The organism is Streptomyces sp. NPDC086777 (assembly GCF_040702065.1).
Lineage (GTDB): Bacteria > Actinomycetota > Actinomycetes > Streptomycetales > Streptomycetaceae > Streptomyces.
The window spans coordinates 236,672-262,608 of sequence record NZ_JBFBJI010000008.1 but is presented as its reverse complement, the minus strand read 5'-3'; the positions used below and the strand labels follow the sequence as shown (position 1 = coordinate 262,608).

The following is a 25,937-nucleotide window of genomic DNA, read 5'->3' as shown; positions in this document are numbered from 1 at the left end:
GGCGGGTTTGCCCCGACCGGTCAGAGAGGTGGTTCACCTCAGGAGGTGGTTCCCTCACGATCACCCGTGAGGGCGATGATCTCTCGCCGGACTACTCCGAACCGGTGACCCCGTGTCAGGGTCGGATCAGCACAGAGGTATCCCGACGAGGAGGACGCGATGCTCGGCACGGCCGCGGAAGTTCTGAGAACCACCAGGTCAGAACTTGCCCCGGACCCGAAGACCAATGCCCTGGTCCCCCCTCGCCGCCGGCGGCCGGGCCAGTCCGGGGACCCTCGCCGCGCTGGCCCTCGAACAGCACCGGGTGATCCCCGCCGACCGGCGGGCGTTCCGGCATCTGGCGCAGCGCGCCTCCGGGGAGCCGGCGGCCGCCGGGTTCTTCGCCATGCCGGCCGAGGGCGAGGAACTGGCCGCAGCGCGGCTGGGCGCGTTCGCCGAGGCGTGCGACGTGGACGACGGGCGCATGCGGGCGTACGAGCCCCTGGCGGGCTGCCAGGCCTACCCGGCGTACATCTCCTGGCCGGCGCTCGACGCGGCCCCGGCGGACGCCGTCCTCGCCGTCACGGCCGACTTCGCCACGTGGGGCACGTACTGCGCGACCATCGCGCAGGGCCTGCGCACCCACTACGGCTTCTCCGACGAGGCCTGCGCCTTCTTCGACCTCTTCGCAGCACCGGTTCCGGCCCTGGACGAGCAGGCGGAGGCGGCGGTACAGGCGGGACTGGAGTCAGGGCGCCTGGATGAGAAGCGCGTGTACACGTACGACCGCCTGCTCCAGGCTTGCGAGGAGATGTTCTGGACGTCCCTGACTGCACGTCCTTAGGGGCGCGGGGCCGTGTCGATGTGCGGCTGCCGCCGCGTGGGCGCGACCAGCCACAACGCGCCCGCACCCGCCGAACGACCGCTACTCCCCACTGCTATGGGCGATACACGCCACGTCGATCCGATCGGCGAGCTTCGCGAGCTCGATGGTCAGCGCAGCCACCGTGTCCTCGTCCAGCCCACCCTCGTCGGCCTCCACCAGACGCAGCCACCGTGCCCCCAACGTCCGCAACAACTTGCTCACGTCGGCCGCGGCCACCTGCAAGGTCCCGCGGTGGTCGACGATCAGAGGCAGGGTCACTTCGCGGTTCACACTCGGGATCGTAGTCGTGCGGCCCTCACGCACCCTGCCAAACGGTGGTGATGTTGCAGAACTCCCGGATTCCGTGCCCGGACAGCTCACGGCCGTACCCGGACCGCTTCACCCCGCCGAACGGAAACGCCGGGTGGGAGGCGGTCATGCCGTTGACGAACACGCCACCGGCCTCCAGATCCCGTACGAACCGGTCCACCTCGGCCTCGTCCCGCGTCCACACGTTCGAACTCAGTCCGAAGGGCGAGTCGTTGGCGATGAGGACCGCCTCGTCCAGGTCCCCGGCCCGGTACAGCGTGGCCACCGGCCCGAACGCCTCCTCGCGGTGGATGCGCATGTCGCGGTGGATCCCGGCCAGGACGGTCGGCGGGTAGTACCAGCCCGGGCCGTCCGGCCGCTGCCCGCCGCACAGCACCTCGGCGCCCGACCGCTTCGCGTCCTCGACCAGCTCCTCCAGGTCCTTGCGCCCCTGCTCGCTGGCGAGCGGCCCGACATCCGTCGCCTCGTCCATCGGGTCGCCCGTGCGCAGCGCGGTCATGCCCGCCACGAACTTCTCGGCGAACGCGTCGTAGACGTCCGTGTGCACGATGAACCGCTTCGCGGCGATGCACGACTGCCCGTTGTTCTGCACGCGCGCCGTCACCGCGATCCGCGCCGCGCGGTCGACGTCCGCCGAGGGCATCACCACGTACGGGTCGCTGCCGCCGAGTTCCAGGACCGTCTTCTTGATCATCTCGCCGGCGGTGGCGGCGACGGCGCGGCCCGCGGGCTCGCTGCCGGTGAGTGTCGCCGCCCGCACCCGCTCGTCGCGCAGGATGTCGTCGACCGCGCCGGAGCCGATCAGCAGGGTCTGGAAGCAGCCCTCGGTGAATCCGGCCCGGTGGAACAGGTCCTCCAGGTACAGGGCGGTCTGCGGGACGTTGGACGCGTGCTTGAGCAGGCCCACGTTGCCCGCCATCAGCGCGGGCGCGGCGAAGCGGACCACCTGCCAGAGCGGGAAGTTCCACGGCATCACGGCGAGCACCGGCCCGATCGGGCGGTAGCGCACCCGTACCCGGGACGCGCCCGAGTCCTTCACGTCCGTGTCCGCCGGCTCCTCGTCGGCCAGTAGCTCCTCCGCGTGGTCGGCGTACCAGTGCATCGCCTTCGCGCACTTGGCGGCCTCCGCGCGGGCCTGCTTCAGCGGCTTGCCCATCTCGGTGGTCATGGTCCGGGCGATGTCGTCCCGGTCCGCGTCCAGCAGTTCGGCGGCGGCGTGCAGCAGCCGGGCGCGCTCGGCGAAGGTGCTCGTGCGGTACGTGCGGAACGTCGCCACGGCGAGTTCGAGCCGGCGTTCGAGCTCGTCCTCGTCCATGGGCTCGAACGTTTCGAGCGTCTCGCCGTTCGCCGGGTTGACCGTCGCGATGGGCATGGCTGACCTCCCTGGGAGCGGGCTTGCTAAGACCTTCGCGCGCGACCGGGTCGGCCGCAACGTATGGGGCTCCGTTCAGCCCGAGTGCTCCGCCAGCCGGTCGAGAAACGCGGCCTGGGCCTTGACGATCACCTCGCGGGCCCGGTCCGGGCTCAGCCAGGCCACCCGGTCCAGTTCGGGGAACTCCTGGATCCGGCCCGACCGCGGCGGCCACTCCATCACGAAGGTGCCGGGTTCGATCGTGTCCGGGTCCAGGTCCGCCTCGATCGCCCAGGCGGTGACGATCTTGCCGTTGGTCTGCCGCACCTCGCCCAGCCCGATCGCCTCCCCGTCCGGCGGCGCCAGCCCCAGCTCCTCCCGGAACTCGCGGCGGGCCGCGTCCCAGGCCGGTTCGTCCGGCTCGTACTCGCCCTTGGGGACGGTCCAGGCACCCGCGTCCTTCTTCGCGAAGAACGGCCCGCCCATATGGCCGAGCAGCACCTCAAGGCCCTCGCCGGTACGCCGGAACAGCAGCAGTCCGGCGCTTCGCCTCGGCTCCGTCAACGCCGTACCTCCGGGTGCGCGGCCAGCAGGGTCTCCACCGTATCGGCCTCCTCCGGCCGTTTGTCCTCGCGGTAGCGGACGACGCGCGCGAAGCGCAGGGTGACGCCGGCCGGGTAACGGGTGGACCGCTGCAGGCCGTCGTAGGCGATCTCGACGACGAGTTCCGGGCGTACGGTCACCACCCGGCCGTTGTCGGAGACCTCCAGTTCACCGAGTCGGGCGGTCTGCCAGTCCAGCATCGCGTCGGTCATGCCCTTGAAGGTCTTGCCGAGCATGGCGAAGGTGCCGTCCGGGTTGCGGGCGCCGAGGTGCAGGTTGGACAGCCTTCCGGTGCGGCGGCCGTGGCCCCACTCGGCGGCCAGCACGACCAGGTCGAGGGTGTGGACGGGCTTCACCTTCAGCCAGGAGGCGCCCCTGCGGCCCGCGCTGTAGGTGCCGTCCAGCGACTTGACGACCACGCCCTCGTGACCGCGGTCCAGGGTGGCCGCGAGGAACTCCTCGGCGGCGGCCGTGTCGTCCGGCCCGGACACCAGTGCCCGGCGCACCCGCATCGGCTCGGGGACCAGCCGGGCCAGCTCCGCGTGCCGTTCGGCGAAGGGGAGGTCGAGCAGGTCGTGGCCGTCGACCGAGAGCGCGTCGAAGAAGACGGGGGAGACCGGGACCTCCCGGGCCGCCTTCGCCACGTCGGTCCGCGAGCCGACCCGGCCCGCCGTCTCCTGGAAGGAGCGGGGGCGGCCGTCCGCGTCGAAGGAGATCACCTCGCCGTCCAGGACGAACCGCTCGCCGAGCAACCCGCGTGCGGCGGAGGTCACCTCGGGGAGACGGCCGGTGATGTCGTCCAGGGTGCGGGTGAAGACCCGTACCGTGTCGCCGTCCCGGTGGACCTGGACCCGGATGCCGTCCAGCTTCTCCTCGACCGCCGAGCCGCCCAGCTTCGCCACCGCCTCGGCCACCGAGGACGCGGTGTGCGCCAGCATGGGCAGCACCGGGCGGCCGACGGTGAGCCGGAAGCGCTCCAGGGCCGGCGGGCCGTCCGCCAGCAGCGCCGCCGCCACCCTCTGGAGGGACCCGGCGAGCATCACCGCCCGGCGGACGTCGGCCGCCGCCGCCCCGGTCGCCTGCGCGAGCCCTTCGACGGCGACCGCGTCCAGGGCACCCTGCCGGACCTCCCCGGTGATCAGCCCCAGCAGGAAGCGCTGCTCGTCCGCGGTCGCCGCGCCCATCAACTCGTCGACGATCCGGGCCCGTTCGGCCTGCGAACCGGCCCCGGAGACCTTGCCCAGCTCGCTGAGCCGGGCGTCGACCCCGCGCACGGTGAGGGACGGTTCGCCGGCCGCGGGGACGGGCCGGCCGAGCACCTTCCAGCCGACGCCGAGGCGGCCCTGCGGGAGCCGGCCGGCCAGGTAGGGGATGACGACCGGGACGTCGTCGGGGGCCGTCTCCCGGAAGAGTTCGGCGAGCAGCGCGGTCTTGCGGGACCTGGCCGCGGTGGCGGCGACCTCCCGGGACACTTCGGCGAGCCGGGTCAGCAGCATGCAGCCATGGTGCAACGCGCGGGCCCGGACTACACCCGCACGGCCGCGTCCAGGTCCGCGAAGAGCAGCTCGCCGTTGATCGCCGCGCCGGCCCGGTAGCCGCGGCTCGCCGCGTTGACCACCTGTTCGGCGAAACCGCTCGCGTTGCCGGCCGCCCACAGCCCGGGCACGGTCGTCCGGCCCAGTTCGTCGATCACCGGGTAGGCGCCGAAGGGAGTCTCCGCCAGCTCGGCGCCCAGCGCGCGGAACAGGCTGTTCTGCGGGACCGGTCGGGGCGCGACGAACAGGGCCTCCCGGTCGTGCACGCCTCCGTCGGCCAGCCGTACCCCGGTCAGCCGGTCGTCCTCGACCCGCAGCCCGGCGACCTCGCCCGGCACCACCCGCACCCCGGCCGCGGCCAGCCGGCGCAGGTCGTCGTCGGTCAGCTCCGTCTCCTCGACCCGGTGCAGGAAGAGGGTCACGTCCTTGGACCACTGCGTGACCATGAGCGCCTGGTGCACGCTCATCGGGGTCGTGGCCAGCACCCCGAACGCCTGGTCGCGGACCTCCCAACCGTGGCAGTACGGGCAGTGCAGCACATCCCGGCCGAAGCGTTCGGCCACCCCGGGGACGGGCGGGAGCTCGTCCTTCAGGCCGGTGGCGAGGACCAGGTGCCGGGACCGGACCGTCCGGCCGCCCGCCAGCGCCACCGTGAAGCCGTCGGTGTCGTCCTTCGCCGCGCCCACCGCCCGGTCCCGGACCAGCTCCACGCCGTAGCGGGCGATCTCCTCCCGGCCCACCGCCAGGAACTCCGCGGGCGGCATGCCGTCCCGGGACAGGAAGCCCTGCATGTGCGCCGCCGGGGCGTTGCGCGGCTCGCCCGCGTCGACGACCAGGGTGCGGCGCCGGGCCCGCCCCAGGACCAGCGCGGCGGACAGTCCGGCCGCGCCGCCTCCGACGACGACCACCTCGTACGTATCGGTCATGGTGACCACCTCCGCGGCCGAGCGTCGCCCGCGCGCTGCCGGATTGACAAACGTCTTTGCCGAAACTGCAATGCAGGCATGACTACCGACGACGTCCTCGCGGGCGTGGGATCCCGGCTGCGCCGGCTCCGCAAGGAGCGCGAGGTCACCCTCGCCGCCCTCTCCGAGACCACCGGCATCTCGGTCAGCACCCTCTCCCGGCTGGAGTCCGGGCTGCGCAAACCCAGCCTCGAGCTGCTGCTGCCGATCGCGCAGGCCCACCAGGTGCCCCTGGACGAGCTGGTGGGCGCCCAGCCGGCCGGTGATCCCCGGGTTCGGGCGAAGCCGATGGAACGGTACGGCCGCACCTTCCTGCCGCTCACCCGGCAGCCCGGCGGCCTCCAGGCCTTCAAGGTGGTCGAGCCGAAGCGGAAACTCGAACCCGAGCCGCGCACCCACGAGGGCTACGAGTGGCTGTACGTGCTGTCCGGGAAGCTGCGGCTGGTGCTGGGGGAGCACGACGTCGTGCTGGGGCCCGGGGAGGCGGCCGAGTTCGACACCCGGGTGCCGCACTGGTTCGGGTCGACGGGGGAGGGGCCGGTGGAGTTCCTCAGCCTGTTCGGGCCGCAGGGGGAGCGGATGCACGTGCGGGCGCGGCCGAAGCGGGCGTGACGAATCCGGCGTTCCCCCGGGCGGCTGTTCCCTCCGCGGCAAGCGACCGCTTAGTATGCGGTGGACCCGGTCAGACGACGGTCGGACGACGCAGTCGACGCAGTCCCGTGGAGGCACCGCATGCAGGCATGGCAAGTGCACGAGAACGGCGAGCCGAGCGAGGTGATGCGGCTCGAGGAGGTGGAGCGGCCCACGCCCGGTGACGGCCAGGTGCTGCTCAGGGTGCGTGCCGCCAACATCAACTTCCCCGACGTCCTGATGTGCCGGGGGCACTACCAGGTGCGGCCGCCGCTGCCGTTCACCCCGGGCGTCGAGATCTGCGGCGAGACCGAGGACGGCCGCCGGGTGATCGCCAACCCCGCGCTGCCGTACGGCGGCTTCGCCGAGTACGCGGTCGCGGACGCCGCCGCGCTGCTGCCCGCGCCCGACGCGCTGGACGACGCCGAGGCCGCCGCGCTGCACATCGGCTACCAGACGGGCTGGTTCGGCCTGCACCGCCGGGCGGCCCTGCAGGCCGGCGAGACCCTGCTCGTACACGCCGCCGCCGGCGGGGTCGGCAGCGCGGCCGTGCAGCTCGGCAAGGCGGCCGGGGCGCGCGTGATCGGCGTCGTCGGCGGCGCCGACAAGGCCGCCGTCGCCCGCGCACAGGGCTGTGACGTCGTCGTCGACCGGCGTGCCGAGGACGTCGTCGCCGCCGTCAAGGAGGCCACCGGCGGCCGGGGCGCCGACGTGATCTACGACCCGGTCGGCGGCGACGCCTACACCCAGTCCACCAAGGTCGTCGCCTTCGAGGGCCGGATCGTGGTCGTCGGCTTCGCCGGCGGCACCATCCCCACCCCGGCGCTCAACCACGCCCTGGTGAAGAACTACTCCATCCAGGGCCTGCACTGGGGCCTGTACGCCACCAAGAACCCCGGGCTGATCCTGGACTGCCACCGGCACCTCACCGAGCTGGCCGCCAAGGGTGCCATCAAGCCCCTGGTCAGCGAGCGGGTCCCGCTGTCCGGGGCCGCGGCGGCCGTCCAGCGGGTCGGCGACGGCGTCACCACCGGCCGGGTCACCGTCCTGCCGAACGGAGTCGCAGCATGACCGACGCCGCCGAACTCACCAGCCGCACCGCCGAGTTGCTGGCCGCGCACCCGCCCGCGTCGACGGACAGGCTCGACTTCCTCAAGGCCCGCTTCGACGCGGGACTGGCCTGGGTGCACTACCCGGAGGGCCTCGGCGGCCTCGGCGCCCCGCGCTCCCTCCAGGCCGCCGTGGACGCCGAGCTGGAGGCCGCGGGCGCCCCGGACAACGACTCCCGCCGCAACGGCATCGGGCTCGGCATGGCCGCGCCGACCGTCCTCAAGTACGGCACGGAGGAGCAGAAGCAGCGCTACCTGCGGCCGCTGTGGATCGGGGAGGAGGTCTGGTGCCAGCTGTTCAGCGAGCCGGGCGCCGGCTCCGACCTGGCCGCGCTGGGCACCCGGGCCGTCCGGGACGGCGACGACTGGGTCGTCAACGGGCAGAAGGTGTGGACGTCCGGCGCGCACAACGCCCGCTGGGCCATCCTGATCGCCCGCACCGACCCGGACGTGCCCAAGCACGCGGGCATCACCTACTTCATCTGCGACATGACCGACCCCGGCGTCGACGTCCGTCCGCTGCGGCAGATCACCGGCGAGGCCGAGTTCAACGAGGTCTTCCTCACCGACGTCCGCATCCCCGACTCCCGCCGCCTCGGCGCCGTCGGGGACGGCTGGCGGGTCGCCCAGACCACGCTGAACAACGAGCGCGTCGCCATCGGCGGCATGCGCCTGCCCCGCGAGGGCGGCATGATCGGCCCGGTCGCGAAGACCTGGCGCGAACGCCCCGAACTGCGCACCCACGACCTGCACCAGCGGCTGCTGAAGCTGTGGGTCGAGTCGGAGGTCGCCCGCCTCACCGCCGAGCGCCTGCGCCAGCAGCTCGTCGCCGGTCAGCCCGGCCCCGAGGGCGCCGGCATGAAACTCGCCTTCGCCCGCCTCAACCAGGAGATCAGCGGCCTGGAGGTCGAACTCCGCGGCGAGGAGGGCCTGCTGTACGACGACTGGACCATGCGCCGGCCCGAACTCGTGGACTTCACCGGCCGCGACGCCGGTTACCGCTACCTCCGCGCCAAGGGCAACAGCATCGAGGGCGGGACCAGCGAGGTCCTGCTGAACATCGTCGCCGAGCGCGTCCTGGGCCTGCCGGCCGAACCGCGCACCGACAAGGACGTCGCCTGGAAGGACCTGGCCCGATGACGGATCTGCTGTACTCGGAGGAGGAAGAGGCGCTGCGGGCCGCGGTACGGGACCTGCTCGCCGACCACTGCGACGCGCCGGGCGTCATCGCCCGCACCGAGTCGGACACCCCGTACGACGCGGCCGCCTGGAAGGCCCTCACCGAGGGCATGGGGCTCGCCGGGCTGCTGGTCCCCGAGGCGCAGGGCGGCCAGGGCGCCTCGCACCGCGAGGTCGCCGTCGTCCTGGAGGAGCTGGGGCGGGCGGTCGCGCCGGTGCCGTATCTGACCAGTGCCGTGGTGGCCACCGAGGCGCTGCTGGCCTGCGGCGACGGACAGTTGCTCGGCGGACTGGCGTCCGGGCGGACCGTCGGGGCGCTGGCCGTGGGGCTGCACGTCGCTCCGGGAGGCCGGTTCGGGACCGTCCGCGTCCAGGACGGGCGTCTGCACGGCGAGTTGACCGGGATCGCGGACGCGGTCGCGGCGGACGTACTGCTGGTGCCGGGGGACGACGGCGGGCTGTACGCGGTCGAGGCGGGCGCCGTGACCGTCACCCCGCAGGTGTCCTTCGACCTGACCCGGCCCCTCGCCACGGTGACCCTGGACGGGGCGGCGGGACGGCGCGTGGGCGACGCGGAGCCCGCGGTACGGCGTGCGCTGCGCGCCGGGGCCGGGCTGCTCGCCTCCGAGCAGTTCGGGGTCGCCGAGTGGGCGCTGACCGAGACCGTGCGGTACCTCAAGGAGCGCAAGCAGTTCAACCGGCCGGTCGGCGGGTTCCAGGCGGTCAAGCACCGGCTGGCGCAGCTGTGGCTGGAGGTGGTGAACCTTCGCGCGGCGGCGCGCGGCGCGGCCGACGCGCTGGCCTCCGGTGCCGATGCCGACGTGCTGGTGGCCGTTGCGCAGGCCTATGCAGGGCCGGTTGCCGTGCACGCCGCGGAGGAGGCGCTGCAGTTGCACGCGGGGATCGGGATGACCTGGGAGCATCCGATCCACCTGTATCTGAAGCGGGCGAAGGCCGACTCCATTGCCTTCGGTACGGCGGGGGTGCATCGGGAGGCCCTGGGCGTGCTGGTCGGTCTCCAGGCGCCGTGATTCTCGGTCTTCGGGTGCGGGTGCGTGGGGGCTGGCCGCGCAGTCCCCAGCACCCCCTGCCGGGCGCCCGTGCCGGGGTTCGCACGGAGTGAACCAGGGACGGCAGTCCAGCCAACTCGCTGTGCCGGTACGTCCATCGGGCTCTGTTCGAACGCATACTCCCTTGGGTCACCCATGGCCCTGCACGGGAGGCAGCGCATGGCCCTCACCACCCGCCGCAGAGCCCTCGGCATCCTCGGTGCCGCCCTCGTCGGCGCCGTCGTACTGCCCGGCGCGCAGGCCTGGGCGGCCGCCGGCCGCCGCGGGCGGCCCCGCTGTGGCGTGCCCACGCCCACAACGACCACGAGCACACCCACCTCCTGTACGACGCCCTCGGCCACCGGTTCGGGAGCGTCGAGGCGGACATCTTCCTCGTCGGGGACCAGCTCCTCATCGGCCACACCGAGGACGACCTCGACCCGCCGGCCGCGATCGTCGAGGCCGACCACGGTTCCGTGTACCGGGGTCGGCGCGGACCGCTGCAGCTGCTCATCGACATCAAGGCCGAGGGCTCCTCGACCCACCTGGAGCTCGACCGGCATCTGCGGTGCTACCCGCACCTGTTCACCACCTACGCCCACGGCCGGGTGGTCCCCGGCGCGGTCACCAACGTCGTCTCCGGCGACCGTGCCGCGCGCCCGCCGATGGAGGCGCGGACCGTGCGCCGGGCCCCCTACGACGGCCGGCTCACCGACCTCGGCACCCCGGCCCCCGCCTCCTTCGTCCCGCTGATCAGCGACAACCGGCAGCTCGACTTCACCTGGCTCGGCGCGGGCGCGTCCCCGGCGCCGAGCGGCAGAAGCCGCGCGACATCATCGGCCGGGCGCACGCGCACGGTCAGACGGTGCGCTTCTGGAACACCCCGACGCGACCGGCCCCGACCGCGACGCGCTGTGGGGCGAACTGCCGGCCGCCGGCATCGGCTACTTCGACACCGACGACCTGGCAGGCCTGGAGGCCTTCCTGGACGCGCGCACGGCGTCGTAACACCACTCGAACGGGGGCCGTGTCAACCACACGGCCCCACCCTCCGCTACGCCACACTTGCGGCCGAACGCCCCGGAACGGGCGTGGCGGAGGAGGTTCGCGATGGCCGTTTCCATCTCTGTGGTGCTGCTGCTCCTGTTGCTGGCCGTGATCTTCATGCGCCAGGGCGGGCTGAAGATCTCGCACGCCCTGGTCTGCATGCTGTTCGGGTTCTTCCTGGCCAGCACCAGCATGGCGCCGACCATCACCAGCGGGCTCACCGCCACCGCGGACATGGTCAGCAGTCTGCGGCCCTGAACCGGCCGCCCGGGGGTGCTCTCAGGGCTTCCAGAAGACCCCGATCCCGTTCGCCACGGCGCGTTCCGGGCTCACACTCGGGTGGTTGAGCACGCTCACCGTCCGCGCGCCCGCGGTACGGGCCACCATGGTCGTGGAGCCGCCGCCGTCCAGGCTGAACGCGTCTTCCGCCCCCAACTGCCGCATCTCCTCGGCGACTTCCGCGATGGTCAGACCGCTGCGGTAGGCCACCGCGCCGTCCAGCGCGAGCAGCAGCAGCCTGCGTCCGCCGTTCGCGTAGCCGACGGCCGTGCGCACGGCCGAGATGGTGTCGTTCAGCCCGGCCGACGGCTCGCCGCCGCGCAGCACCGGGTAGCCGCCGACCGCGAAGCGGTACGGGATCCTGGACACGGACGCCGCCATGCGCTCGCGCACCGTGACCCGTTCGCCCCTGGAGAGGGCGCGCAGCCTGTCCGCGCCCGCCTCCCGGCCCAGCAGGACCGTCGTACCCGCGGCGATCGCACCGCTGCCCGGGGTCGCGGACGTGGCGACGACCCGGCCGCCGCGGATCCGCACCTCGTAGGTGTCCGTGCTGCACCCGGCGGCCCGGTCGGTGTCCGAGCCGCAGGTGGCGCGCTTGCGGGAGGCCGGGCCCCAGGCGGCGGTGTAGGCGCCGACGGTGCCCTCTGCCAGGGCGTACTGGTTGAGTCCCCGCAGCGTCAGGGTGGCGCCGGGGGTGCGGACCGTGCCGGCGAACGTCAGGCGGTCGAGCCGGGCCCGGCGGTCCACGCCGACGCCGAGGACGTCGGTGGTGTCCGTGCCCGGCGGCAGCGACGGGCCGAACCGCTGGGCCGTCGGCACCGCCGCCTTGAGCACCCGGCCGTGCGCGATCGCCGGGCCGACGCTCGCGCCGGTCGCCTCGACGCCCGGGTGCTGGGTCTCGGTGATGTTGAAGAAGTCGCCGTTCACGCCCGCGACCGCGCCCGCCGCGTCCACCATCGTGGACACCGGCGACCGGGCGGCCACCGCGCCCGGCGAGAGCAGGTCCACGTGGACGTGCGGGTCGGTCAGGTCGACGGTGAGCAGATGGACGTGGACCGTGCCCCTGGCCGCGGGGAGGTCGAACTGCCGGTAGGTGACGCCGGACGCGATCCGGCCGGCACCGCCCGGTACGGCGCCGGCCGGTGCCGCCCCCGCCAGGGCCGCACCGGCCAGCACGCCTGACGTGGTGAGAATCGTGCACAGGTTTCGGGTCGTCGCTGCAAGCCGTCTCCGACGATGCGTCACCGCACCCCCTGATGTCTCGTCAAGTTCTCTCAGGACTCAGGAAGTGCAGCAGAAGGGAGTGGCCGGCGGGGCGGCTAGCCGTCGACTACGCGAGAACGGGTGAGGAAACGCACCCCCTCGGGTGCCTCCAGGGAGAAACCGCTCCCCCTTCCGGGTACCACGTCCACGATCAGCCGGGTGTGGCTCCACGCCTCGTACTGGCTGCGGGACATCCAGAAGGTGACCGGCTCCGCGACCCCGTCCACCGCGAGCTCGGCCAGCAGCACGTCCGAGCCGCCGGTGCGGAACTCGCCGTCCGGATAGCACATGGGCGCGCTGCCGTCGCAGCAGCCGCCGGACTGGTGGAACATCAGCGGCCCGTGCTCGGCACGGAGCCGGCGCACCACCTCGGCGGCGCGCGGGGTGAGTTCGACGCGCGCGGGCGCGGTCCTGTCGTCGTCCATGGGCACCGTCCTGGGCCGGGGGCGTCGGATCCCCTCAGTCTCACGCGGCGTCAGGGGCGCGTCCAGCATGCGGTGAAGAGCGGTTGGCGGGCGGCCGACCGGCATGGTGATTTGTCTGGTTGGCGATTTTCCAGCGCATTTTGGTGTGATGCTGTCGATTCCGTGGACCCGCCCGTTGACTGGAATGCGTCCGCATCCATAGCCTTCGTCTTCATACGTAGACAGAGGGTCGTGTGACACCTCTCCAGCAGTAAGGACGCCCCGCCCATGAGCCAGCCCGTCGTCACCCGCTTCTCCGTGTATCCGGTGGCAGGCCGGGACTCCATGCTGCTCAACCTCTCCGGCGCGCACGCCCCGTACTTCACCCGCAACGTGGTGGTCGTCGAGGACTCCGAGGGCCGCACGGGGCTCGGCGAGGTACCCGGCGGGGAGGCGATCACCCGGACCCTGCGGGACGCCGGGTCCCTGGTGGTCGGCGCCCGGCTGGGGGACTACAAGCGGGTGCTGCGGGCCGTGGGTGAGGAGTTCGCGGGGCGGGACGCCGGCGGCCGCGGTGCGCAGACCTTCGACCTGCGCACCACCGTGCACGCCGTCACCGCCGTGGAGTCGGCGCTCCTCGACCTGCTCGGCCAGCACCTGGAGGTGCCCGTCGCCGCCCTGCTCGGCGACGGCAAGCAGCGCGACTCGGTCCGCGTCCTCGGCTACCTCTTCTACGTCGGCGACCCGGACCGCACCGACCTGGACTACCTCCGCGAACCCGACTCCGACGTGCCCTGGTACCGCATCCGCCGCGAGGAGGCGCTCACCCCGGAGGCGGTCGTCCGGCAGGCGGAGGCGGCCTACGACCGCTACGGCTTCCGGGACTTCAAGCTCAAGGGCGGCGTGCTGGCGGGGGCCGAGGAGGTCAGGGCCGTCCGGGCGCTGAAGGACCGCTTCCCCGAGGCCCGGATCACCCTCGACCCCAACGGCGCCTGGTCCCTGCGCGAGGCCGTCGAGCTGTGCCGCCCGCTGCTCGGCACCCTCGCCTACGCGGAGGACCCCTGCGGGGCCGAGGGCGGCTACTCCGGGCGGGAGATCCTCGCCGAGTTCCGCCGGGCCACCGGGCTGCCCACCGCGACCAACATGATCGCCACCGACTGGCGGCAGCTGACCCACGCCCTCGCCCTGCAGTCGGTGACGATCCCGCTGGCGGACCCGCACTTCTGGACCATGCAGGGGTCGGTGCGGGTGGCGCAGCTCTGCCACGAGGCGGGACTGACCTGGGGCTGCCACTCCAACAACCACTTCGACATCTCGCTCGCGATGATGGCGCACTGCGGTGCCGCGGCCCCCGGCGAGTACAACGCCCTGGACACGCACTGGATCTGGCAGGAGGGACAGGAGCGGCTCACGGTCGAGCCGCCGCGGATCAGCGGCGGCGAGGTCGCCGTCACCGACGCCCCCGGGCTCGGCGTCCGGCTCGACATGGACCGGCTGCTCGCGGCCCACGCCCGCCACGAGGAGCTGAACCTCGGGGCGGGCCGGGACGACGCGGCCGGGATGCAGTATCTCGTGGCGGACTGGAGTTTCGACGCCAAGCGGCCCTGCCTGGTGCGGTGAGCCGTCAGGCGCCCTGCGCGGCCGAGGACTTCTCCGCCGTGGTGTGCCCGGCCGCCCGGAGCGTGAGCTGGTCCCGCGGTGCGCGCAGCAGGACCACCGCGACCAGGGCGGCCAGCAGCGTCAGGCTCCCCGCCGTGATCAGGCACAGGCGCATGCCGTCCAGGAAGGAGTCGCCGAGCGCGCCCATCGTCTGCCCGGTCCGGGCGCCCAGGTCGAGGTCGGCGACCGCGCCGAGGCCGTCCGTCCGTGCGGTCGTGACGATGTGGTCCCGCGCCGCGCCGGTGACGCCCGCGTCGGTGAGGTGACCGGGCAGCGCGTCCAGCGCCCGGGTGGTGAGCAGCGCGCCCAGGACGGCCGGGCCGAGAGCGCCGCCGACCTGCCGGAAGGCGTTGTTGCCCGCGGCGGCCATGCCCGCCAGGTGGTGCGGCACGGAGGCCACCGCGGTCGCGGTCATCGCCGTCATGACGAAGCCCATGCCGAGGCCCAGCAGAGCGAGCCGCCAGGCGACCGAGCCGAACGAGGTGTCGGCGGTGAGACCGGTCAGCGCGAACAGGGCGGCGGTGACCGCCAGCAGACCACCGGCGATCATCACCCGGGCCGATGTCCGGTGCATCAGCCGCCCGACCGGTCCGCCGACCAGCAGGGCCGCCCCGGTGACCATCAGCAGCCGCCATGCGGCCTGCATGGTGTCGAGCCGCTGCACCATGCCGAAGTAGAGGCTGAGCACGAAGAAGAAGCCGATCAGCGCCAGGAAACTGGTCGTGGCGACCAGGGTGGTGGCGGTGAAGGCGGGGCTGCGGAACAGGCTCAGGTCCAGCATCGGGCTGTCGCTGCGCCGCTCCGCCAGCACGAACCCGGCGCCGGCGACCACGGCCGTGAACAGCGCCACCATCACCTTGACGTCGGTGAACGAACTCGCCCCGCCCTCGATCACGCCGTACACCAGGGCGGTGACCGCGAGCGTCGCGGTGAGCTGGCCGGGCCAGTCCAGGCGGCGGCCGTGCGGTGCCCGCGAGTCGGCCAGCCGTCGGGCCGCGACGGCGACGGTCAGGAGCGCGACGGGCACGGTCGGCAGGTAGATCCAGCGCCACGAGAAGTGCTGGACGATCACACCCGCGAGCAGCGGACCGACGGCCAGGGCCGCCGTCAGGCAGGTGGCCCAGATGCCGATGAACTTGCCGCGCTCCCGGTGGTCCGGCACCGCGTGGCTGATCAGTGCCAGCGTGGTCGGCAGCAGCGCGGCCGCGCCGACGCCGGCCAGGGCCTGTCCGGCCCAGACGGCCCCGACCGAGTGCGCGCACAGGGCGGTGACCGCCCCCGCCGTCGAGAACAGCAGGCCCGCCTGGAACACCTTCTTGCGCCCGTGGACGTCCCCGAAGACGCCCGCGGCCAGGATGAACGCGGCCATCGGCAGCACGAACGCGTCCTGCACCCACGACAGCTGGGCGGTCGAGGCGTTCAGCGCGGCCTGCAGGGCGGGCAGGCTCACGGCGACGGTGGTGACCGGAAGATAGGCGACGAAGACGCCCAGGCAGGCCATGACGATCGTGGCCGCCCGTCGCTCGACCGGCGCGCTCGCCGGTGTCGTGACGTTCACGGAGATACTCCTTCGCGGTGCACCGCACCGCGGTCGAGGGCCACCGGTGTGCCCGACGGCCCTGTGTCGAACGGGCTTCCGAGGGGAAACCCGCCGCCACAGCATCCGGTCTGCACACCCGCAACCACCAACCAAGGGGGGCTCCGGCTACGGAAACCTCCATCAGGACCGCCTCTCCGTGGCAGACTTCCGCCATGCTCGACATCGTGGACAGAAAGATCCTCCGCGCCCTGCAGTGCGCGCCCCGGCTGCCCTTCCGCCGGATCGGCGAGGTGGCCGGCGTCTCCGAGCAGACCGCGGCCCGCCGCTACCAGGCGCTGCGCCGCAGTGGCACGCTGCGCGTGCTGGGACTCGTCAACCCCCGGGTGTACGGCTCCGCGCAGTGGGTGGCCCGGGTCCGCTGCCGCCCCGACCGCGTCGGCCCGCTCGCCGACGCACTGGCCCGGCGCCCCGACATCTCCTACGCCCATCTGGCCTCGGGCGGTTCGGAGATCTTCTGCGTGATCCGCTCGCCGCTCGACACGGAGCGCGACGACGCGCTGTTCCGGCAACTGCCGAGGTCCGCCTCGGTCCTGGACGTCAGCGTCGACCTGCTCCTGCACGAGTACGGGGCTCCCGGCACCGCCGAGTGGACCGGCTTCGGCGGCAGCCTGGACGCCGAGCAGGTACGGCTGCTCACCGCGGAACGGCCGGTGCCCGCCGCCGCGCCCCCACCGCTGCCCGCGGAGGAGGACGCCCCGCTGCTCGACGCGCTCGCCGAGGACGGCCGTGCCACCCACACCCGCCTCGCCGAGCGCACCGGCTGGTCGTCGGCCCGGGTGGCCCGCCGGCTGGAGGCGCTGGAGGGCTCCGGCACCCTCGAGTACGAGGTCGAACTGCTGCCGGAGCACCTGGGCTACCCCCTCAACGCCACCGTCTGGTTGCGCGTGGCCCCGGCCCATCTGGAGCGGGTCGGCGAGGAGTTCGCCCGCCACGAGGAGGTGCCGTTCGCGGGGGCCGTCACCGGCGAGTACAACCTGCTGGTCAGCGTCGTCGCCCGGGACCCCGACGACTTCTACCGCTATCTGACCACGCGCGTTGCCGCGACCTCGGGCATCGACGGCTACAGCGTCAGCATGCGGGCCCGCCCCCTCAAGAAGGCGGCCTCGCTCATCTCCCGCGGCCGGCTGGTACCGCCGGTGTCCGTCTAGACGGGTTCGGCCGCCGGCCGTGGCGAGGAACGACCCGGTCCGGGTGGTCGGCAGCCACTCGGTCTGTCATGGCGACCTGCCGGTTCTCGCGCCGGGCCCGATGACGGGATGATCCCGACCATCCGTACCCGGACCCGAACGGCGCTCCCGCCGTCACGCCGTCCGGTCAGTGGTGGCGGGACCGGCGGGCCTCCAGCAGCAGCGGCAGCAGGGACAGCACGACGATCGCGCCGACCAGCGGCAGCAGATAGCGGTCGATGTGGGAGACCGAGGAGCCCAGCGCGTACCCCGCGAGGACGAAGGTCTGGGACCAGAGGACCCCGCCGACGGCCTGCCACAGTGTGAACGGCCGTACCGGCACCCCGAGCGCCCCGGCCGCGGGGTGCAGCACCGACCGGAGCATCGGCACGAACCGCCCGATCACCAGTGCCTTGCCGTACCCGTAGCGGGCGAGCAACTGCTCCGCGCGGGCGGCGCCCGCCCGCACCCGCGGCCGGGAGGTGCGGGCCAGCAGCGGCCGCCCGCCGTGCCGGCCGATCAGATAGCCGACCTGGCCGCCCGCCACCGCGCCGACGGCCGCGCACACCAGCACCTGCCAGAGCTCCAGGCGGGGGGCCCGGTCCGCGGTCGCCGCGCACAGCACCCCGGCGGGGAACAGCAGCGTGTCACCCGGCAGGAAGAAACCGACGACCACCAGACCCGACTCGGCGAAGATCACCGCCAGGACGCCCAGCGCGCCGAAGGCAGCGAGCAGCGAGCCGCTGTCCGTCGGATTCACGGCGATCATCACGCGCGCCTCCCCGCCCCGCTCGCCGGCCGTCTCCCTCAAGTGTCGCGTGACGACCGTCGCGCGCCCGCCCGCGACACCGCTCCCGGACCTGGCGGCGGGACCGGCCCGCTCATCTGCCCCAGATCCGCCGGTAGGCCTCGCGGTAGCCCGGTGGGTTCCAGGTGGTGGCCCCCGCGCTGTTGGCGGCCGTCGAGACGTGGGTGGGGGCGACGTAGCCGCTGGCCGGTCGGCCGGCGAAGGCGCGGTTGAACTCGTCCACGATCTGCCAGCCCTGCTGCGACAACGGCTCGGGAACGGTGGCGGCCTGGTACTGCCCGCTGTCGATGCGCTGGAAGGCGGACGGGTCGCCGTCCCCCGCCCCGATGTTGAACGGCGGCCCGGTCCCTTTGCGGCCGGCCGCCCGGAAGGCGGGGGCGGCGTCGGCGAAGTACAGGTCGTTGATCGCGACGGAGTGCGTCCACGTGTCCGGGAAGCGGGCGAGCAGCGAGGCGATCTCGCGCGGGGTCCGGCTGCTCGCGTCCGGGATCGGGATGTTCTCGTACGCCAGCAGCCGCACCCCCGCGCAGGCGGCGAGTCCGGCCCTGATCAGGTCGGACTTCGTCCGCGCGAACGGGACCGAGGCATCGGTGAACAGGACCACCCCGGCCCGGCCGGCCGAGTTCGCGATGATCCACTGCGCGCTGATGCGGGCCACGTCCTCGACCCGGGTGGTGACGTTGGTGAAGAGCGGGGGCCGTCTGCTGGGGCCCGGGGCGACGACCGCGTGCCAGCCGACGAGCGGGATGCCGTCCGCGTCGGCCTCGGCGACCTGCTGTGCGGTCGAGTCCGGGTCGAAGCCGCCGATGACGATGCCCGAGGGCCGCAGTGCCACCGCCTCGCTCATGGCCGCCTGGATGCCGGCCGGGCTGCCGGCTCCGTCGATCACCCGGACGTCCCAGCCGATGACGCGCGCGGCCTCCCGCAGTCCGTTCGCGACGCCCGCGACGCCGGGGTTGGTCATGGTCTCCGCGACGAAGACGACCGTTCTGCCGCTCACCGCCCCGGGGCCGGTGGTCGGTCCGTCCCAGGCGGTCCCGGTCCGCTCCGCCCGTGCGACGGCGGCCCCCGCCGAGGCCTGGACGGCGGGACAGCCGCCGGGGCCGGTGGTGGCGACCGCGGGACCGTCGGACGAGCCGCGCTGGCAGCCGGTGAGGACGGCGGCCCCGGCCAGCAGTGCGAGGGCGACGGCCCGGGGAGCGGCGGCTCCGCGGGGGCGGGGAGCCCTGGCGGGGGTCATGGCGCGGTGCCCGCGGCGCCGCCGGCCGCCGCCGGCGGGCGTGGCGCGGCCGCCGGTGCGTCGCGCGCCGCGTCGGCTCCGGTGCGCAGCCGGCGGGCGGAGTAGCCGGCCAGGCCGACGGCGAGCAGCAGCGTGCCGCCGTAGAACAGCGGGACCGTCCAGAAGTCGGCGCCGAGCTGTCCGATGCCGGTGAGGCCGACGGCGAGCACGGCCACGGCCACGAGCGTGCCGAGGGCGTTGGGACGGCCGGGTCTGATCGCGGTGGAGCCGAGGAGCGCACCGACGAACGCGGGCAGCAGGTAGTCGAGGCCGACGCTGGGATTGCCGATCTGCTGCTGGGCCGCCAGCAGCACCCCGGCGAAGCCGACGATCAGCCCCGAGGCGGCGAACGCGTGGACGGTGTACCTGCGGGTCGGGATGCCGACCAGTTCGGCCGCCCGCGGATTGGCGCCGATGACGTAGAGGAACCGGCCGAGCGGCAGTCGCTCCAGCACCACCCAGAGGACGGCGGCGAGGGCGAGGACGTAGTAGGCCGGCAGCGGCAGGCCGAGGAAGGTGGAGTCGTAGAGGTCGGTGAAGGCGTCCGGCAGACCGGCCGGGCCCGGGACGATCCTGCCGCCGCCGGTGACCCAGCCGGTCACGGCGTACAGCATGCTGCCGGTGCCGAGGGTGGCGATGAACGAGTCGATCCGGCCGTACTCGACGGCCACGCCGTTGAGCACCCCCACCACCCCGCCCCCGGCGATCACCGCGAGGCAGGCCCAGGGCCAGGGCCACCCGCTGTCGACGACGAGCCGCAGCACCATGACGTGGGCCAGGCCGAGCCCGTAGCCGAGGGAGAGATCGAAGGAACCGGTCACGACGGGGACCATGGCGGCGAGCGCGAGGACGGCTGGGATCGACTGGTTGGACAGGATCGAGTCGAGGGTGTCCCGGGTGGGGAACGTGTGCGGCAGCGCGAGGGAGAACACCACCACGAGCAGCGCGGTGAGGACCAGGAGGCCGTAGGAGGCCGCGAGGTGCCGGGCCGTCTCCCGCCGCGGCGGCCGGGGGCGCGGCGCGGCGGGCGGGGGCGCGGCGGCGGTCATGAGCCCGCGCCGGTTCCGCGGGCCGGCAGCGCCGAGGCGGCCCGGGCGAGCCCGGTGACCGTGAGGTCCGCACCGCTCAGCTCGGTGGTCACGCGGCCGCGGACGAACACCAGGGCCCGTCGGCACACGCCCGCCACCTCCCCGAAGTCGGTCGAGACGAGCAGGACCGCGAGACCGCCGCCCAGCGCGTCGTCGAGCAGGCGGTGGACCGCGGCCTTGGCGCCGACGTCCACGCTCGCGGTCGGCTCCTCCAGGACCAGCAGCCGCGGGTGCGCGCCGAGCCAGCGGCCGATCAGGACCTTCTGCTGGTTGCCGCCGGACAGCGTGGCGAGGGGGGCCTCGCCGTCGCGGGGCCGCACGGCGAACCGCTCGATCAGCTCCGCGGCCCGGGCACGTTCGCGGCGCGGGCCGGTCCAGCGCAGCGCGGGGTGCCCGCCCGCCCGGGGATTGGCGAGCAGGTTCTCGCGGACGGTCAGCCCCATCGCGCAGCCCTCGCGCTCCCGGTCGCCGGGCACCAGGCCGACCCCGGCCGCGACGGCGTCCGCGACCGTGCGGGGCCGGTAGGGCCGCCCGTCCAGCAGGACCCGGCCGCCGCGGAACGGCCGGGCGCCGGCCAGCGCGCGTCCCAGCTCCTGGTGTCCTGCGCCGGAGAGACCGACCAGGCCCAGCGCCTCCCCGGCCCGCAGCTGCGTGGTGACCGGTGCGGTGCCCGCGGTCCGGGCGCCGTCGAGAACCAGGACGGCGGGGGCGGGGGCCGCCGCGGGAACGGTGGGCGGAAGCCGGCGGTCCGGCGTCCCGCCGACGAGGTCGCGGGCCGCTTCCGCGCCGACGATGTCGTGGACCAGCCGGGCGGGGTCGTGACCCGCCAGCGGACCGTGGCTGACCAGCCGGCCGTCGCGCAGGACGGCGAAGGCGTCGGCCACCCGGTACACCTCGTCCATGCGGTGGGTGACGTAGAGGATGCCGTGCCCCCCGTCCCGCAGGTCGTGCAGGACGCGGAAGAGCCGGGCGCAGTCCGCGGCGGGCAGGCGGGCGGTCGGTTCGTCCAGCACGACGAGTCGCGCGCGGGCCGCCAGCGCCCGGCCGACGGCGACCAGGGACCGGTCGGCGGGACCGAGCCGCGCGACCGGCGTGTCCGGATCGAGGTGGACGGCGACCGCTTCCAGGGCCGCGGCGCAGCGCTCCCGGGTCCGCCGCCAGGAGATCAGTCCGGCCCGGCGCGGGTACCCGGTGGTCAGGGCGATGTTCTCGGCGACGGTCATCCACTCCACCAGCCCGAGGTCCTGGTGGATGAACGACATGCTGCGGGCGGCGGCCTGACTGCCGAGCGGGTGTCCCGCCACCGTCACCGACCCCGCGTCGGCGCGATGGACCCCGGCGAGCACCTTGATGAGGGTGGACTTTCCGGCACCGTTGGGACCGAGGAGGGCGAGGACGCTGCCGGCCCGGACATCGAGATCGACCCCGTCCAGTGCGCGGGTCCCGCCGAACCGTTTGGCCAGCCCACGGATCCGGACCAGGGGGTCGGGAGGCTCGTGCACGGACAGCTCCGGGGGTCGGCCTGACGTTCTCTTCTTCCCGACTCTCGCCGGTGATAGTAGTGGGCCGAGTCCTGGCATTCCGGATTTGACGCTCTCACGCCGTTTTCCGGTGCCTGATCGGACCCGGCCGCGACACCGAAGGGCCGATCACCCTGCCGTCCCCGGCCCCGGCCCCGGTGCCGGTTGCTGTCCGCGGCCTCAGGCGGCGTCGGTCCCGCACTCGGCCCAGATGACCTTGCCCTGCCGGATGTAGCGGGTGCCCCAGCTGCGCGCCAGCTGGGCCACCAGGAACAGGCCGCGGCCGCCCTCGTCGGTGGCGGCCGCCCGGCGCAGGCGGGGAGCGGTGTTGCTGCCGTCGGAGACCTCGCAGATCAGGGTCCGGCCGTGCAGCAGGCGTACCCGGACGGGGCCGGAGCCGTGCCGGATGGCGTTGGTGACCAGCTCGCTCAGCACCAGCTCCGCGGCGAACCCGGCCTCGTCGAGTCCCCAGTCGGCCAGCCGGGACACCGCCGAGGAGCGGACCTCGCTGACGAGGGAGGGGTCGGCGGGCAGGTCCCAGGTGGCGATCCGGTGCGGGGCCAGCGCGTGCGTACGGGCGACGAGCAGGGCGATGTCGTCGTGGGGGTGGACGGGGGCCACCGTCTCCAGCAGGGTCTCGCAGATCTCCTCGGGGGTGCGGTCCGGGGCGGCGAGGGCGCCGCGCAGCCGGTGCAGGACCAGGTCCACGTCGCGGTCGCGGCTCTCGATGAGCCCGTCGGTGTAGAGGACCAGCCGGCTGTCCTCGGGGAGGTCGATGTCGACGGCTTCGAAGGGCAGGCCGCCGAGGCCCAGCGGGGGTCCGGCGGGCAGGTCGGGGAAGGAGACCGTGCCGTCGGGGAGGACGAGCGCCGGGGGCGGATGCCCGGCGCGGGCCATGGTGCACTGCTGCGTGGTCGGGTCGTAGACGGCGTAGAGGCAGGTCGCGCCGAAGATGCCCGTCTCGCCCGCGGCGGGGGCCTCCCGGTCCAGGCGTCCCACCAGGTTGTCGAGGTGGGTGAGGACCTCGTCCGGGGAGAAGTCGAGTTCGGCGAAGCTGCGGGCGGCGGTGCGCAGCCGTCCCATGGTGGCGGCCGAGAGCATGCCGTGGCCCACGACGTCACCGACCAGGAGGCCGACCCGGGTGCCGGAGAGGGGGATGACGTCGTACCAGTCCCCGCCCACGTCCGACTCCGCCGGCAGGTAGCGGTGCGCCACGTCGACGGCGTCCTGGTCGGGCAGCCCCTGCGGGAGCATGCTGCGCTGCAGGGTCAGGACCATGCTGCGCTCCCGGGTGTAGCGCCGGGCGTTGTCGACGGACAGGGCGGCGCGGCCGGAGAGTTCCTGGATCAGCGAGCGGTCGTCGTCGTCGAAGGGCGCGGGGTGCCGCCCGCGGTAGAACGCGGCCACGCCGAGGATGACGCCGCGGGCCACCAGGGGGACGGCGACGAGCGAGTGGACGTGGGCCAGCATCGCCTCGGTGCGGGGCGGGTCGATGGCGAGCCAGTCCACGGCGGCCCTCAGGTCCGGTTCCAGCACGGCCTGCCCGCCGGTCAGACAGCGCAGGTGCGGAGTGGCCGGGCCGTAGTCGACGCGCTTGCCGACCGGGTAGAACGGACAGTCGTCGTCGATGCCGTGGAGCACCGTGCGGTACAGGTCGGAGAAGGGGTCGGCGGCCTCCTCGCCGCGCAGCACGGCCTCGGGGAGGTCGATCGTGACGTAGTCGGCGAGCCGGGGCACCGCCGTCTCGGCGAGTTCCTCGGCGGTGCGCCGCACGTCCAGGGTGGTCCCGATCCGGGTGCTGGCGTCGGTCAGCAGCTCCAGGCGGCGGCGGGCGGCGAGGGCGTACCGCCCCACGTGCGGCTCTCCCACCAGCACGAGCCCTCGGGCCGGGGGCTCTGCCGGGGGCGCCGGCGCGGGCGCCGGCGGGTCGGTGCCCGGTGTCCCGGGCCGGCGGGGTACGCGGCCGGGCGCGGCGGCGCCGGGCACGGACCCGGGCGGCGCGGCGCCGGGCACGACCGCGGCAGGCAGGACGGCGGGCGCCGCCCGTATCCCGGCGTCGGGCACGGCGTCGTGAACGTTGTCGTGGGCGCCGGCGTGGGCGAAGTCGGCGGGGACGAGGACGGGACGCGGGGGTTCCTCGGCCGGCCACGGGACGAGGAGGGGCCCGCGCGGTGCGGGGCCGGGCAGGACGGCCTCGATGACGAAGCCCTGTACGCCGGCGGCGGCCGTCGTCGGGCGGCTGACCAGGGTGACCCGGCGGCCGTCGGACAGGGTCACGTGGACGGCGGCCCGCTGCGCCCACGAGATCAGCTCGACGGCCTTCTCCATGAGGATCGCCCGGTCGCAGGGGCGGACCCCGAGGGCCGGCTCGCCGAGCCCCAGGCGGTGGTGGGGGCCGGCGGCGGTCTCCGCGCCGGTGTCCAGGTACGCCCGCAACAGGGCCCGCTCGCGTTCGGAGCTCTGCCCGAGCAGCCGCCTCTCGATGGCGTGCGCCGCCCGCCGGAGCACGGTGGCCAGTGCCGGGTCCTCGGCGCTGCGCGGGTAGCCGAGGCACAGCACGCCCTCGATACGGCCGCTGATCGGGTCGCGGACGGGCAGCGCCCGGCAGGCGTTGCCCTGCGCGCGTTCGGCGAAGTGCTCGGCGCCGTAGACCTGGACGAGCTGCCGCTCCGCCAGTGCGAGCCCGATCCCGTTGGTGCCGGCGTACCGCTCGGCGAACACGAACCCGGGCACGCGCTGGAACGCCGGCAGGCTTCTGGCCAGCGAGGCCTCTCCGAAACGGCGCAGCAGGACGGTCCCGTCCGCGTCGGCGACGGAGATGTTCATCCGGGTGCCGGCGAACCAGGACTGCAGCCGGTCGAGCACCGGCACGGCCGCACGGGTGATCCGGGCATCACGCTCGAAGTCGTCCCGGAAGGGGAGCCCCGGCTGGTCGGGGGAGAGCCCCAGGGCCCGGCAGCGCTGCCACGAGTGCGAGATGGGGCTGCGTACGCCGGCCTCGACCGCCTCGCCCTGGAGGAAACGCTCACGCGAACGGGCGGGACCCTTGCCGTCCGTCGCACGCCCCGTCGCTGCCGCTTTCCCGCCGCCCCGAACCACGCTTCGCCTCACTCGCGTTCGCAGAGTCCGTCCACACGTTCGCCAACACGCCTGGCTGTCATGTTTTACTACACCAATAGGATATACGTGAGGTTACGGACATTGCGCACCCGGCCTCACAGGACGGCGACCGGACTGACCGGCGAACCCGTCCCGCCCGGGATGTCCAGCGGGGCCACCACCAGCAGGAACTCGTACCGCCCGGCTTCGTCGGCGGCGGCCGACAGGGCCTCCAGATCGAGGTTGTCCAGGAGCGGCACCCCCATCGCGGCCACGACGAGGGTGTGGACGGGCGAGTGCACACCGGCCACGGGGGAGGGCCGTACGTCACTGTCGCCGTCGCCGCCGAGCAGTGCGAGGCCGCGCTCGGCCAGCAGTGGTACGGCGTCCACGTGCAGGCCCGCGCAGGCCGTGTCCGGGTCCCAGGCGCCGAGTTCCGCACGACGGCGGGTCCGCCCGGAGCGCAGGAGCACCGCGTCACCCTCGCCGATCCGCACACCGTGCGCCCGCTCCGCGGCGAGGACGTCCTCCGCGTGCACCGCGAGTCCCGGTTCCAGCCAGCGCACCCCGAGCACGGCGGGGAGATCGAGCAGGACGCCCCGGGTCACGAGGGGGCCGAGCGCCGACACCGCTCCGAACCGGGCGCCCGCCGCGCCGACGACGTCCTTCGCCACCCGGCCGTCGTACAACCGCCCCCGGTAGGAGACGTGGCACAGGGCGTCGAGGTGGGTGACGGACTTGCCGTGGTAGTCGGCGGCGATGAAGTCCTTGTGGGTGGCGGGCTCCGGGCTCTCCACGTCGCCGAGATCGGTCATGTGGTGCAGGGCGGGCCGGGGGTTGTCGGGGCCGGGCACAGTGTTCCAGGGCAGCCCCAGCGGTACGACCCGGCCGGACCGTACGGCGGCCGTGGCCCGCCGTACCCGCTCCGCGGTCACCCGGTTCCAGGCGCCGCGGTCGGCCGGGGTCCAGCGGCCCCAGGTGCAGACCGCCGCGAAGAGCGCGTCGAACTCCCGGCGGGAGACGGCCGGTCCGTTCCGGGCACCGGCGGGGCCGGGGTCCGGGCCGCCCTCGGGGCTCGCGCTCATCCGTGCTCACCGCCTCACCCGTCGGCCCGGTTCCCCAGCCTGGCA

The 25,937-nt window shown here is 74.0% G+C and carries 22 protein-coding genes and 1 pseudogene; 9 read left to right on the top strand and 14 right to left on the bottom strand.

What is annotated here, in order from left to right; translation table 11 throughout:
- The first annotated feature begins 226 nt into the window (after positions 1–226).
- Positions 227–823 (top strand): transcriptional regulator, encoded by a 597-nt coding sequence (locus tag AB0472_RS14625; protein ID WP_366356509.1) that lies wholly within the window; start codon positions 227–229, stop codon positions 821–823.
- Positions 824–904: 81 nt separating this feature from the next.
- On the opposite strand, the gene AB0472_RS14620 is transcribed toward AB0472_RS14625, so the two are convergent.
- The 5 genes from AB0472_RS14620 to AB0472_RS14600 form a co-directional block, all read right to left on the bottom strand.
- The gene (locus AB0472_RS14620) at positions 905–1,135 is read right to left on the bottom strand and encodes a DUF6213 family protein (protein ID WP_366356507.1); all 231 of its coding nucleotides are present in this window, start codon (positions 1,133–1,135) and stop codon (positions 905–907) included.
- Positions 1,136–1,160: 25 nt separating this feature from the next.
- Complete coding sequence (locus AB0472_RS14615; RefSeq protein ID WP_366356505.1) at positions 1,161–2,546, bottom strand: NADP-dependent succinic semialdehyde dehydrogenase; 1,386 nt, start codon at positions 2,544–2,546, stop codon at positions 1,161–1,163.
- 75 nt (positions 2,547–2,621) lie between these two features.
- The gene (locus AB0472_RS14610) at positions 2,622–3,089 is read right to left on the bottom strand and encodes an NUDIX domain-containing protein (protein WP_366356503.1); all 468 of its coding nucleotides are present in this window, start codon (positions 3,087–3,089) and stop codon (positions 2,622–2,624) included.
- On the bottom strand, positions 3,086–4,624 hold the full coding sequence (locus AB0472_RS14605) for an ATP-dependent DNA ligase (RefSeq protein ID WP_366356501.1): 1,539 nt from the start codon (positions 4,622–4,624) through the stop codon (positions 3,086–3,088). The genes AB0472_RS14610 and AB0472_RS14605 overlap by 4 nt, the downstream gene beginning before the upstream one ends.
- A gap of 29 nt (positions 4,625–4,653) precedes the next feature.
- Positions 4,654–5,589: an NAD(P)/FAD-dependent oxidoreductase gene (locus AB0472_RS14600; protein WP_366356499.1), complete on the bottom strand. Its 936-nt coding sequence runs from the start codon at positions 5,587–5,589 to the stop codon at positions 4,654–4,656.
- A 78-nt stretch (positions 5,590–5,667) separates the two neighbouring features.
- Between AB0472_RS14600 and AB0472_RS14595 the strand changes: the two genes are divergently transcribed.
- The 6 genes and pseudogenes from AB0472_RS14595 (at position 5,668) to AB0472_RS14570 (ending at position 10,900) form a co-directional block, all read left to right on the top strand.
- Entirely contained in the window at positions 5,668–6,240 is a 573-nt protein-coding gene (locus AB0472_RS14595; protein ID WP_366356497.1) for an XRE family transcriptional regulator, read from the top strand.
- Positions 6,241–6,360: 120 nt separating this feature from the next.
- A complete protein-coding gene (locus AB0472_RS14590) occupies positions 6,361–7,329 on the top strand; it encodes an NADPH:quinone oxidoreductase family protein (protein ID WP_366356495.1) in 969 nt (322 codons plus the stop codon).
- Positions 7,326–8,507, top strand: a complete 1,182-nt coding sequence (locus AB0472_RS14585; protein WP_366356493.1) for an acyl-CoA dehydrogenase family protein — start codon at positions 7,326–7,328, stop codon at positions 8,505–8,507. The genes AB0472_RS14590 and AB0472_RS14585 overlap by 4 nt, the downstream gene beginning before the upstream one ends.
- The gene (locus AB0472_RS14580; protein ID WP_366356492.1) at positions 8,504–9,577 is read left to right on the top strand and encodes an acyl-CoA dehydrogenase family protein; all 1,074 of its coding nucleotides are present in this window, start codon (positions 8,504–8,506) and stop codon (positions 9,575–9,577) included. The genes AB0472_RS14585 and AB0472_RS14580 overlap by 4 nt, the downstream gene beginning before the upstream one ends.
- Positions 9,578–9,775: 198 nt before the next feature.
- Positions 9,776–10,603: pseudogene (locus AB0472_RS14575) on the top strand (hypothetical protein).
- A 102-nt stretch (positions 10,604–10,705) separates the two neighbouring features.
- Positions 10,706–10,900, top strand: a complete 195-nt coding sequence (locus AB0472_RS14570; RefSeq protein WP_366356490.1) for a hypothetical protein — start codon at positions 10,706–10,708, stop codon at positions 10,898–10,900.
- A gap of 21 nt (positions 10,901–10,921) precedes the next feature.
- On the opposite strand, the gene AB0472_RS14565 is transcribed toward AB0472_RS14570, so the two are convergent.
- Positions 10,922–12,097 (bottom strand): phosphodiester glycosidase family protein, encoded by a 1,176-nt coding sequence (locus AB0472_RS14565; RefSeq protein ID WP_366356489.1) that lies wholly within the window; start codon positions 12,095–12,097, stop codon positions 10,922–10,924.
- 143 nt (positions 12,098–12,240) lie between these two features.
- Positions 12,241–12,609: a DUF779 domain-containing protein gene (locus AB0472_RS14560; protein WP_366356487.1), complete on the bottom strand. Its 369-nt coding sequence runs from the start codon at positions 12,607–12,609 to the stop codon at positions 12,241–12,243.
- Between the two features lie 267 nt (positions 12,610–12,876).
- On the opposite strand from AB0472_RS14560, the gene AB0472_RS14555 reads away from it, so the two are divergent.
- Positions 12,877–14,208, top strand: a complete 1,332-nt coding sequence (locus AB0472_RS14555; protein ID WP_366356486.1) for an enolase C-terminal domain-like protein — start codon at positions 12,877–12,879, stop codon at positions 14,206–14,208.
- Between the two features lie 4 nt (positions 14,209–14,212).
- Here the strand turns inward: AB0472_RS14555 and AB0472_RS14550 are convergent, their stop codons facing one another.
- The gene (locus tag AB0472_RS14550) at positions 14,213–15,805 is read right to left on the bottom strand and encodes an MFS transporter (RefSeq protein WP_366356484.1); all 1,593 of its coding nucleotides are present in this window, start codon (positions 15,803–15,805) and stop codon (positions 14,213–14,215) included.
- A gap of 194 nt (positions 15,806–15,999) precedes the next feature.
- On the opposite strand from AB0472_RS14550, the gene AB0472_RS14545 reads away from it, so the two are divergent.
- Complete coding sequence (locus AB0472_RS14545; RefSeq protein ID WP_366356482.1) at positions 16,000–16,995, top strand: Lrp/AsnC family transcriptional regulator; 996 nt, start codon at positions 16,000–16,002, stop codon at positions 16,993–16,995.
- A 166-nt stretch (positions 16,996–17,161) separates the two neighbouring features.
- On the opposite strand, the gene AB0472_RS14540 is transcribed toward AB0472_RS14545, so the two are convergent.
- From AB0472_RS14540 to AB0472_RS14515, 6 genes are all read right to left on the bottom strand, one after another.
- A complete protein-coding gene (locus AB0472_RS14540; protein WP_366356481.1) occupies positions 17,162–17,782 on the bottom strand; it encodes a DedA family protein in 621 nt (206 codons plus the stop codon).
- 112 nt (positions 17,783–17,894) lie between these two features.
- Positions 17,895–19,061: a substrate-binding domain-containing protein gene (locus tag AB0472_RS14535; protein ID WP_366356479.1), complete on the bottom strand. Its 1,167-nt coding sequence runs from the start codon at positions 19,059–19,061 to the stop codon at positions 17,895–17,897.
- Positions 19,058–20,149, bottom strand: a complete 1,092-nt coding sequence (locus AB0472_RS14530) for an ABC transporter permease (protein ID WP_366356477.1) — start codon at positions 20,147–20,149, stop codon at positions 19,058–19,060. Before AB0472_RS14530 ends, AB0472_RS14535 begins: the two co-directional genes overlap by 4 nt.
- On the bottom strand, positions 20,146–21,690 hold the full coding sequence (locus tag AB0472_RS14525) for a sugar ABC transporter ATP-binding protein (RefSeq protein WP_366356475.1): 1,545 nt from the start codon (positions 21,688–21,690) through the stop codon (positions 20,146–20,148). The genes AB0472_RS14530 and AB0472_RS14525 overlap by 4 nt, the downstream gene beginning before the upstream one ends.
- A gap of 198 nt (positions 21,691–21,888) precedes the next feature.
- A complete protein-coding gene (locus AB0472_RS14520; protein ID WP_366356473.1) occupies positions 21,889–24,807 on the bottom strand; it encodes a SpoIIE family protein phosphatase in 2,919 nt (972 codons plus the stop codon).
- A gap of 116 nt (positions 24,808–24,923) precedes the next feature.
- Positions 24,924–25,892 carry a cyclase family protein gene (locus AB0472_RS14515; RefSeq protein WP_366356472.1) on the bottom strand — a complete coding sequence of 323 codons (969 nt, stop codon included), beginning with the start codon at positions 25,890–25,892 and terminating at the stop codon, positions 24,924–24,926.
- Positions 25,893–25,937: the final 45 nt, after the last annotated feature.